The organism is Megamonas sp. (assembly GCF_986095205.1).
The window spans coordinates 1-4,236 of record NZ_CFQVBI010000008.1; the positions used below are offsets into that span (position 1 = coordinate 1).

Annotated in this window: 7 protein-coding genes; all 7 read right to left on the bottom strand. The window is 32.4% G+C overall.

The window, feature by feature from the left end:
- Positions 1-583 precede the first annotated feature (583 nt).
- Complete coding sequence (locus AC5LAX_RS01080) at positions 584-1,741, bottom strand: replication initiation protein (RefSeq protein ID WP_005837459.1); 1,158 nt, start codon at positions 1,739-1,741, stop codon at positions 584-586.
- A gap of 162 nt (positions 1,742-1,903) precedes the next feature.
- Positions 1,904-2,116, bottom strand: coding sequence for a hypothetical protein (locus AC5LAX_RS01085; RefSeq protein ID WP_008671645.1), 213 nt, complete (start codon positions 2,114-2,116; stop codon positions 1,904-1,906).
- Positions 2,106-2,588: a hypothetical protein gene (locus tag AC5LAX_RS01090; RefSeq protein WP_176800483.1), complete on the bottom strand. Its 483-nt coding sequence runs from the start codon at positions 2,586-2,588 to the stop codon at positions 2,106-2,108. Before AC5LAX_RS01090 ends, AC5LAX_RS01085 begins: the two co-directional genes overlap by 11 nt.
- 33 nt (positions 2,589-2,621) lie before the next feature.
- Positions 2,622-2,933: a hypothetical protein gene (locus AC5LAX_RS01095; protein ID WP_008765228.1), complete on the bottom strand. Its 312-nt coding sequence runs from the start codon at positions 2,931-2,933 to the stop codon at positions 2,622-2,624.
- 29 nt (positions 2,934-2,962) lie between these two features.
- Positions 2,963-3,184, bottom strand: coding sequence for a hypothetical protein (locus tag AC5LAX_RS01100; protein ID WP_118419321.1), 222 nt, complete (start codon positions 3,182-3,184; stop codon positions 2,963-2,965).
- An 8-nt stretch (positions 3,185-3,192) separates the two neighbouring features.
- A complete protein-coding gene (locus AC5LAX_RS01105) occupies positions 3,193-3,642 on the bottom strand; it encodes a hypothetical protein (protein ID WP_176800482.1) in 450 nt (149 codons plus the stop codon).
- A gap of 182 nt (positions 3,643-3,824) precedes the next feature.
- Positions 3,825-4,028: a hypothetical protein gene (locus tag AC5LAX_RS01110; protein ID WP_493263622.1), complete on the bottom strand. Its 204-nt coding sequence runs from the start codon at positions 4,026-4,028 to the stop codon at positions 3,825-3,827.
- Positions 4,029-4,236: the final 208 nt, after the last annotated feature.

Below are 4,236 nucleotides of genomic sequence, written 5' to 3' on the forward strand. Positions count from 1 at the left end.
AACTTTAGGGAAAAGAAGATTCTTCGTGTTGCTCTTTCTGGAAGTGGAGTATATTAATCATATATTATATGTTTATAGGTTTATAGGTTTATATATTATATATTCATATATTATTTATATATAGTGTTTTCTCTTTGTTCTTTTTCCCTAATGTTTTATATCAAAAAACCATAGGGACAAAAACCCAACTTTTTAAAATACGCTTTTTTTAGATAGGGACAAAAACCCAACTTTCATTTGAGTTGTTGTATCATATAGAGCCTTTTTTAGTTAATATATGTTCTTTTCCCTAAAGTTTGTGTTAAGATAATAAGAAAAGTTCCTTTTTTAGAGGTTTAGGTGATAAGAAAAGTTCCTTTTTTGTGTTTGGTATGATTATCAGGTTTTTTTTATCAGCTAGTGATGGTAGTACCCTTTAAAATGAAAAGGTAACTGTTTAAAAATCAACGATTAGTCACAAAAAGCTAGGGACAAAAACCCAACTTCTTAGGGACAAAAACCCAACTTCTTAGGGACAAAAACCCAACTTCTTAGGGACAAAAACCCAACTTTTACACCATCCATAGGGACAAAAACCCAACTTTTATTCATCTTCTTTTTCTTCTCCAATCATTCCGGGGAGTATTTCTACCTCTTTTAATAATACGGATAAACAATATTCTGCTTTATTTGAAATTTTATTCCAGTTATCTCTAACATATTCGCCTAGATAAAGCATCTTAGTTACTACTGCTTTATAGTTGTTTAAGGTAATCTGTGGAATAAACTGCTGCAAATGTTCGTCCTTCATTGCAAAGTGTAAAGAACAAAAATTCGTTATCATCTTCTTTTGTCCTTTTAATAGTTCTTCTTCCTTCTTTGATAATGCAGACTTAATAACTTTGAAATTAAGTTTATAAGGCTGTGTATCGCCTGAATTACGATAAACTTCTGCCATTTCAAACCAGCAATCAGCCTGTTCAAACAAATCTTCGTAAACAGGGCGTATTACACGTCTATATAAATCTTTAAACTCGGGGTATTTATCCTCTAGTTTTAAGAATTTCCGAAATCTATCCACATAAATAGAGAAACCACCTTTTTCTTTCCACGAACTAATCAGCATATACATTCTTATTGTATATCTACTTTGCGCTCTTAAGGCTATCTCTTTTATATAGCGTGTAAAGCCTCTATCAACATTAATGAAAACTTTAGCGACCTCTCTATCCATTTCTAAAGAAAAACCTCTTGAATAAGGAGTTTTAGGTATATTTGCCTTTGTAAATAAACCAGTAATAGACCAACTTTCCTCACCTGTTATGGGGTCTTTGACATCAAACTCTACAGGAATACTGATTAATTTACGAACCATACTTTTTACTTCCTTGTATTGGTCTGGACTAACGCCCAAATCCCGATATGCAATATCTACTCTTATACGGTCTGAATATTCTTGAAATAAAGATAATTGCTCGCATGGAATAGATGTACCATATTTATCTAGATGCTGAATACTTAATTCTATGACATTCTGTAATTTCTCTATAACAGCTATTAAGATTCTAATCTGTACTGTCTTAAAATCACCAGCCATTAATGTAACCACATTAGGTTGTTTCAGCCATGTGGGATTTTCTGGGAGTTCCACAGGAAGATTTGTACGAGGATGCCCTTTTCTAATTCTAACAATCTCACCGTCTATTTCTTCTTTTTCTTCTTTCACCGCACGTTTTCGGGCTTTTATTTCTCTATTTACCATCGCTTATTATTTTGACTGATTAATACACCAAAAAAAAGTAGAATAAAGAACATAAACATAAACTTGGCTATATAAAATAGCCCTATGAGAATCATTCTAAATATAGCAATGATAACTTCTAATAGATTTCTTATTATGTTCCTCCAGTTCATTTTCTCTGTTTTATAATTCCTGTCGCCAAAGCTCCGGCTGCACTATTGTATAACCAGCACTTTGCAAATATATTCTTTTAAATTCATCAGGCAACGCTCCTTCAAGGAATAACTTTTTATGCCTTGATGCAGTTCGGCGGTCATATGGACTATTTTTAGACCAACCTCTTTTAAGGATTAGTTCCTTAAAGCATTCATCTAATGTTTTTGCTTTATCTATCATAATCTTTTCGTAAAGAAATTATAGGGTTTTTCATCCCTTTATACATTTCACAAGGATTTCCTAATAGTTCGCACATAACAAAATGTATTATCTTCCCTTCATCCAATGGTGGATTTGATTTATTTGCTAATTCTACAACTAATGTATATTGATAACTATAATTCTCAATAACAATTTCTTTTTCATTAGAAACTTCATTATAAATCTTCCTGTACTTATGCCATAAAGATGTATTAAAAAGCTCTACAGTAAGGTAACTGTTTACCTGCTCTGTTGTATAGTCTTCTGGTAAACGTTCCCCTGTAAGTCTATAAACAGCCTCCATTTTTGCTTTTTTCCCTACAAACTTTTTTTTCCCAATCATCTGACAAGAAGGAAGTTCATCCCTAGATATAAAAGGCTTCAAATCTGACACCCTACGATATACCTTATATTCAATAAACATTCTATCTATATTTTGATTATATGACATCTATTCCCTTTCACACTATTCAAAAAATTATGGTCATTTATCCCAATCATAATTATCGTAATCTATTTCCTTTCCTGTAGCATGGCATTCAGCTACATAATCAGCCCATTTTTTTCGCTTCGTCACATCAAAAGGCATACGTAGAAACTCATCCTTCCAAGGCTGTATAAAGTAACCAAAATCGTGTTTGTTCGTTACATACTGAACAGCATCTCTAATGGCGTTATACTCATATCCTTCTTTCAACAATGGTTCGTCACCCAGTTTAGAGTATATGTTTGCCACTTCCCGAAGCATCTTTGCAAATTCTTTGTATGTGGCAAAATTCTTTTCTTTTTTATCCATGACAGGTATTTTCTTTCTGGTTTTAAATATTAATCTTGTTCGATGAAAGTGTTAGTAGTATTCAACACTCCGGCTGAATCCCGATTTTTACCATCACGCACAAAAAAACTATCGCTTAACAGCCTTTCATAATCGATTTTATTCATAAGAATAACACTCGCATTGCCATCTATATACAGTTTGCATTGCATGAATTGAGTTCCTTTTACTTCCTCAATTACATCTATTTGCATTGTTCTTTTTTTACTCATATCTAATCTTAAATGAATTTTTTATTGTATTCTTTTATAGCCATCTGTAGCTCTTCAGAACTTGAAGCCTCATAAGTCTCATCTTTATTACAATAGCAATAGCTGCTGCCGTAACTGCACACATTGAATGTATTGTTCAGCGTTTCGCCATATTCCCATCGTGCATTCGGATTCGGTATCCTACCTTCCTGAAGCCACTGCCATTCCGTTTTCATATTCTCACGAAAAGCCATAGCTTTCTTATATTTATTTTCTCTTTCCTTTGATGCTTTATTATATTCCTTTTGCTTTGCTTTAATTATAGCATTTGCAGCTTCCTTATCTTCATGTACTTCATGTTCACTATAATATATTGCTTTCTTAACATGAACACAATTAGTCCACCGTTCTTCACCTACTGCATCAGGATTAAGAACATAGCCCTCTTTAGCCCATTGTAAAGCCGTTAATTCTTTCATGTCTTATTCATTTCTGTTCGTAAATACTATCAAACTATTTATCCAATTCCTTTTCTAACTTTTCCCTGTCAATCTCTGGAAACAGTTTAAGAACAAGGTTTAGCGAATCGCAATAATTATTTGAATATTTTTCTCTACTCCAATCATAAATTTAATCCTTTCACATTTCTATTAATTGACTATTAATCTGTAGCTTTCTTCAATGCTTCAAAAGAAGACACGTAATCATCAACAGCTTTATTTAACGCTGTATATTTATCTTTCCACGTTACTTTTTGCCGTTGTGTTTCAATATACCTATCATTCAATTGTGCATAATTCTGAATGGCAAATCTAATAGCTTTAGCATCTGTTTTTTCACCAGATAATTTTTTTAAATTTTCCAACTCTGCACAGGCTGCATCGTCTAAGCGTAATGTAAACTCTTTTTTCATAAAAGAATGATTAATGAATTAATACTGAAAAATAACCCTAACAGTTGGCTATGAAATGGATTTAAGAAGCAATGTTTCATAATTTTGTTTGCTGTTCTTTATACTGGCAGCCAAACCAGCTTTAAAGGTTTGTTTATCTCTTTATTTTCAATACTCAAAG